The following is a 5,470-nucleotide window of genomic DNA, read 5'->3' as shown; positions in this document are numbered from 1 at the left end:
CTATCTCCGCCCGGCGGCCGCCACCGGAGGTGACACGGCCCTCCGGTTCGGGAGACCATCGACGCCGTACCACCCGTGCCCCGGGGACGAGCCGCACCTCCGGACGGCTGCGCCCGCGCGCGGGTACACCTGGACCGGGCGACCGCCCGTGGGAAGTAGGGCTGACCGTGGCTGAGTTCGTGTACCCGCCCGTGATCGGGACCGCCCTCACCGCCTTCCGCGCACTGGACCTGCGGATCGAGGTGGAGGGCGCCCACCATGTGCCGAAGCACGGCGGTGCGGTGCTGGTCAGCAATCACATCAGTTATCTGGACTTCCTCTTCGCCGGCCTGGGCGCCTGGAAGTCGGCCCGCCGGCACACCCGCTTCATGGCCAAGGACGACGTGTTCCGGCACCGGGTGTCCGGGCCGCTGATGCGCGGAATGCGGCACATCCCGGTGGACCGTTCCGACGGCCAGCCCGCCTATGACGCGGCGGTGCGTGCGCTGCGGGCCGGGGAGGTGGTGGGGGTCTTCCCGGAGGCCACCATCAGCCGGTCGTTCACGCTGAAGAAGTTCAAGACCGGCGCGGCCCGGATGGCGGCGGACGCCGAGGCCCCGCTGCTGCCGATGATCCTGTGGGGCACCCAGCGGCTGTGGACCAAGGGCCGGCCGAAGAACCTGACCCGCCGCCACACCCCCGTCACCATCCGGATCGGGGAGCCGATCCACCTCACCCCCGAGGACCGGCCGGTGATGGTCACCCGGCGGCTGCGGCAGGCCATGGCCGCGCTGCTGGACCAGGCCCAGAGCAGCTACCCGGACAAGCCCGAGGACGCCGGCGACAGCTGGTGGCTCCCGGCCCATCTCGGCGGTACCGCGCCGACCCCTGAGGCCGCCGAGGCCGAGGACGCGGTGGAGGCGCAGGAGCGCACCGCCCGCCGCACCGCCGACCAGACCGCCCGCTGAGCCACCGGCGGCGCACCGCCGTGTGACGCGCCGGACCGGGGCCGGGCCCCGCCGCATGCGGACGGGCCGGACTCCACGAGTCCGGCCCGTCCGCATGTCGCCTGCCTACTGGCGGCCCATCTCCTCCGCGATGGCGGCGGCGAAGGCGTCGATGTCCGCCTCGGTGGTGTCGAAGGCGGCCATCCAGCGGACCTCGCCGGTGTGCTCGTTCCAGAAGTAGAAGCGGTAGCGCTTCTGGAGCCGCTCGCTGACCTCGCGCGGCAGCAGCGCGAAGACCGCGTTGGCCTGCACCGGGCGGACGACCTCCACACCCTCCACCCCGCGGACCGCCGCCTCCAGGCGCCGGGCCATCGCATTGGCGTGGGCGGCGTTGCGCAGCCACAGGTCGCCGCTGAGCAGCGCCTCGAACTGCACCGAGACAAAGCGCATCTTGGAGGCGAGCTGCATGGACATCTTGCGCAGGTACTTCAGGTCCCGGACCCGCTCCGGGTTGAGGACCACCACGGCCTCGCCGAGCAGCAGACCGTTCTTGGTGCCGCCGAAGGAGAGCACATCCACCCCGGCGTCGGTGGTGAAGGCCCGCAGCGGCAGCCCGAGCGTGGCCGCGGCGTTGGCCAGCCGGGAGCCGTCGACATGCACCAGCATGCCGCGCTCATGGGCGTGGTCGCAGATGGCCTTGATCTCCTCGGCGGTGTAGCAGGTGCCGAGTTCGGTGGTCTGGGTGATGGAGACGGCGAGCGGCTGGGCCCGGTGCTCGTCGCCCCAGCCCCAGGCCTGACGGTCGATCAGCTCGGGGGTGAGCTTGCCGTCGGGGGTGGGGACGGTGAGCAGCTTGAGACCGGCGATCTTCTCCGGGGCACCGCACTCGTCCACGTTGATGTGGGCGGACTCGGCGGCGACGACCGCGCCCCAGCGGGGCAGCAGGGCCTGCAGGGCGACCACGTTGGCGCCGGTGCCGTTGAACACGGGGAAGGCCTGGGCCCGGTCGCCGAAGTGGCGGCGGAAGACCTCCTGGAGGTGCCCTGTGTAGTCGTCCTCCCCGTAGGCGACCTGGTGGCCGCCGTTGGCGACGGCCAGCGCCGCCAGGATCTCCGGGTGCACGCCCGCGTAGTTGTCGCTGGCGAAGCCGCGGACGGCGGGGTCGTGCCGGCGGACCGCATCGGTGCGGGTCGGGAAGGAGGGGTCGGTCATCGCGGCGTCAGCCACAGGTGCTGTCCATTCAGTTCGTCGGCGGGCCGGTCCCAGAGTCCGGCCAGGGTGTCGGCCAGGTCGGCGGTGTCCGTGAAGCCCGGGAATTTCGCGTCGGGGCGCTGCTGCCGCATCTCCGGGGTGACCAGCGCCTTGATGACCAGGATGGCAGCCGCGGCGGTCAGCGGTGCGTCCTGCCCCGGCCCCTCCTTGGTGAAGGAGGCGGCGAGGGAGAGGGTCCAGGCCTCGACGGCCGCCTTGGCCGCGGCGTAGGCGGCGCCGCCCGCCGCGGGCTTGTGCGCGGCGGCGGCGGAGACCGTCGCGAAGCGGCCGGCGGGGCTGCGCAGCAGGGCGGCCTGGAAGGCCAGGGTGGTGTGCTGGAGGGTGCGCACCACGCGGTCGTGCAGGAAGTCCCAGTCGTCGAGGTCGGTGTCGGCGAAGGTCTTGCCGCCGCGCCAGCCGCCGACCAGGTGCAGCAGTCCGTCGATCCGCCCCTGCTCGGCCTCGATGTGGTCGGCCCAGTCGCGGGCGGCCTGCGGGTCCAGCAGGTCCACGATCTGGCCGGTCACCCGGGCGCCCGGCACGGCGGCCCGTACCGCGTCCAGGGCTGCGTCGAGCCGGGCGGGGTCGGTCCCGGCGGCGGCCACCACGGCGCCGCCGGCGGCGAGCCGGCGGAGGGTGGCGCGGCCGGCGGGGCCGGTGGCTCCGGCGACGGCGACGACCTTGCCTGCGAGGGCGGTCACGCCGCCTCCCGGGTGTCCGCGGCGCCGGTGATGCCCCTGGTGGCGGCGATGACGTCGCGCAGCTTGCGGGCCAGGGCCTCGTAGAACATGGAGAGCGGGAACTCGTCGGGCAGCACCGCGTCGCACAGCGCCTTGTTCAGGGCCTTGCCGTCGGCCTCGCCGAAGGGCAGCGCCTCGGGGCCCTTGGCCCAGGTGGAGGCGGGGTGCGGGGTGAGGTAGCGGGAGACCAGCTGGTAGGCGGCGAGCCAGTGGGCGGTCTTGGGCCGGTCGATGCCCTCGCGGTACAGGGTCTCGATCTCGCCGCACAGGGCGGTGGTGACCTCGGCCACGCGGTCCCAGTCGATGCGCAGCCGGTTGTCGGTCCAGCGCAGGGCGTCGTGCTTGTGGAGGTAGGCGAAGAGCAGCTGGCCGCCGAGGCCGTCGTAGTTGCGGACCCGGTCGCCGCTGACCGGGAAGCGGAAGAGACGGTCGAAGAGGATCGCGTACTGGACGTCGCGGCCCTGGTCGTGGCCCTCCCGCTGGAGGCGGACGGCCTCCTTGAAGGCGGTCAGGTCGCAGCGCAGCTCCTCCAGCCCGTACATCCAGAACGGGCTGCGCTGCTTGATCATGAAGGGGTCGAACGGCAGGTCGCCGTGGCTGTGGGTGCGGTCGTGGATCAGGTCCCACAGCACGAAGGTCTGCTGGGCGAGCTGCTGGTCCTCGATGAGGCGTGCGGCGTCGGCGGGGATCTCCAGGCCGAGCAGTTCCACGGCGGAGCCGGTGACCGCGCGGAAGCGGGCGGCCTCGCGGTCGCAGAAGATGCCGCCCCAGGTGAACCGCTCGGGCACCTCGCGCACCGCGACGGTCTCGGGGAAGAGCACCGCGGAGTTGGTGTCGTACCCGGAGGTGAAGTCGGTGAAGGTGATCGGCACGAACATGGGGTTGTCGAACCGGCTGCGCTCCAGCTCCGCCAGCCAGTCGGGCCACACCACGCGCAGCAGGACCGCCTCGAGGTTGCGGTCGGGGTTGCCGTTCTGGGTGTACATGGGGAACAGCACCAGGTGCTCCAGCCCGTCCTGCCGCTGGGAGGCGGGCTGGAAGGCGAGCAGCGAGTCCAGGAAGTCGGGCACCGCGTAGCCACTGTCCGACCAGCGCCGCAGGTCCTTGGCGACGGCCTCGAGGTAGGCCTCGTCGTGGGGGAAGAGCGGGGCGAGTTCGTCGAGGGCGCCGAGGACGGTGGCGAGGTGGGAGTCCACCGTGCCGCGGTCGGCGGTGGCGAGGTCGATCGAGCCGTCCTTGGCCTGGAGGGGACGTATCGACTCGACCGCACTCTTCAGGCGCAGCCAGGCCGGGTTGTCGACTGGAGCGGCCGTCGCGGCCTTCGGCGAAAGATTATTCATCTCTTCCCCACCTGGAGTGAAAGAACTGGAGCTACACCAAGATATGTCAGCAACTTCTCCTGTTCAAGGCGAGGGTAGACAGGGCGGGTGGGCGGTTTGTCCGCACTGGTCCCACTCTGCCGCCCGGGGACGGGCTCGGCATGCGGGCCTGCCCCGGGCGACCGGGGTCCGGACCGGCGCAGCCGAGAACGCCAGGGGCAGGAGAAAACACGACGGCCCGTACACCTCCCAAGGAGGGTGTACGGGCCGTGCGGTTCCGCGCGCCCCTGCGCCCGGCGCGGGGCCGGGCGCAGGGGATCCGCCGCGCCGCCGGGCGCGGGCGCTCAGTTGCGGGCGCCGTCCGCGACCGGAGCCGCGGCGGCCGGAGCCGGCGCCGGAGCGGCGGCGCGGCGCAGGAAGAAGGCCATGGTCGGGACCAGGTAGACCGCCCACACCGCCACCTGCAGCACGGTGGGGTCGGGCTGGAAGTTGAAGACGCCCTTGAGCAGCGTCCCGTACCAGCTGTCGACCGGGATGGTGGAGCTGATGTCGAAGAGCAGAGTGCCCAGGCCGGGCAGCCAGCCGGCCTCCTGCAGGTCGTGGAAGCCGTACGCCAGCACCCCGGCCGCCACCACGACCAGCATCGCACCGGTCCAGGTGAAGAACTTGGCCAGGTTGATCCGCACCGCGCCCCGGTAGAACAGCCACCCCAGCAGCGCCGCGGTGAGCAGCCCCAGCACCGCGCCGACCAGCGGCCGCACACCGTCGTCGGTGGCCTGCACCGCCGTCCAGATGAAGAGCGCGGTCTCCAGGCCCTCCCGGCCGACCGCCAGGAAGGAGGTGACCACCAGGGCGAGGGTGCCCATGGCCAGGGCGGCGTCCAGCTTGCCCTGCAGTTCGGCCTTGAGGTGCCGGGCGGTGCGCCGCATCCAGAAGACCATCCAGGTCACCAGACCCACCGCGATGATCGACAGCGAGCCGCCCAGCGCCTCCTGAGCCTCGAAGGTCAGCGTGGAGGAGCCGAACTGCAGCACCGCGCCGAAGGCCATCGAGAGCACCACCGCGGCCGCGACACCCAGCCAGACCGGCGTCAGGCGGTCCCGTCGGCCGGTCTTCACCAGATAGGCGACGAGGATGCAGACGACCAGGCTGGCTTCGAGGCCCTCACGCAGGCCGATCAGATAGTTGGCGAACACTGCTGGACTCCTGGGGAGGCGGTGGGGGTGGGTGGTAC

5 protein-coding genes are annotated in these 5,470 nt (G+C 72.4%); 1 reads left to right on the top strand and 4 read right to left on the bottom strand.

Annotated elements, in window-relative coordinates; translation table 11 throughout:
• Nucleotides 1–167 precede the first annotated feature (167 nt).
• Entirely contained in the window at nucleotides 168–947 is a 780-nt protein-coding gene (locus AOK09_RS30595; RefSeq protein ID WP_055590482.1) for a lysophospholipid acyltransferase family protein, read from the top strand.
• A gap of 105 nt (nucleotides 948–1,052) precedes the next feature.
• On the opposite strand, the gene AOK09_RS30590 is transcribed toward AOK09_RS30595, so the two are convergent.
• The 4 genes from AOK09_RS30590 to efeU all read right to left on the bottom strand — a co-directional run bounded on the left by AOK09_RS30590 (nucleotide 1,053) and on the right by efeU (nucleotide 5,432).
• Complete coding sequence (locus tag AOK09_RS30590; protein WP_055590483.1) at nucleotides 1,053–2,138, bottom strand: threonine aldolase family protein; 1,086 nt, start codon at nucleotides 2,136–2,138, stop codon at nucleotides 1,053–1,055.
• Nucleotides 2,135–2,878 (bottom strand): SDR family NAD(P)-dependent oxidoreductase, encoded by a 744-nt coding sequence (locus AOK09_RS30585; protein ID WP_055590481.1) that lies wholly within the window; start codon nucleotides 2,876–2,878, stop codon nucleotides 2,135–2,137. Before AOK09_RS30585 ends, AOK09_RS30590 begins: the two co-directional genes overlap by 4 nt.
• A complete protein-coding gene (locus tag AOK09_RS30580) occupies nucleotides 2,875–4,257 on the bottom strand; it encodes a DUF6421 family protein (RefSeq protein WP_055590480.1) in 1,383 nt (460 codons plus the stop codon). Before AOK09_RS30580 ends, AOK09_RS30585 begins: the two co-directional genes overlap by 4 nt.
• A gap of 323 nt (nucleotides 4,258–4,580) precedes the next feature.
• Nucleotides 4,581–5,432, bottom strand: coding sequence for an iron uptake transporter permease EfeU (efeU, locus tag AOK09_RS30575; protein ID WP_055590479.1), 852 nt, complete (start codon nucleotides 5,430–5,432; stop codon nucleotides 4,581–4,583).
• Between the last annotated feature and the right edge of the window lie 38 nt (nucleotides 5,433–5,470).

It is taken from the genome of Peterkaempfera griseoplana, from assembly GCF_001418575.1.
Lineage (GTDB): Bacteria > Actinomycetota > Actinomycetes > Streptomycetales > Streptomycetaceae > Peterkaempfera > Peterkaempfera griseoplana.
This window is presented reverse-complemented; position numbering and strand designations above follow the sequence as displayed.

Excerpts from the sequence above, each read along its gene's own strand:
- AOK09_RS30590 (WP_055590483.1), bottom strand. The coding sequence starts at position 2,138 with ATGACCGACCCCTCCTTCCCGACCCGCACCGATGCGGTCCGCCGGCAC.
- AOK09_RS30580 (WP_055590480.1), bottom strand. The coding sequence starts at position 4,257 with ATGAATAATCTTTCGCCGAAGGCCGCGACGGCCGCTCCAGTCGACAAC.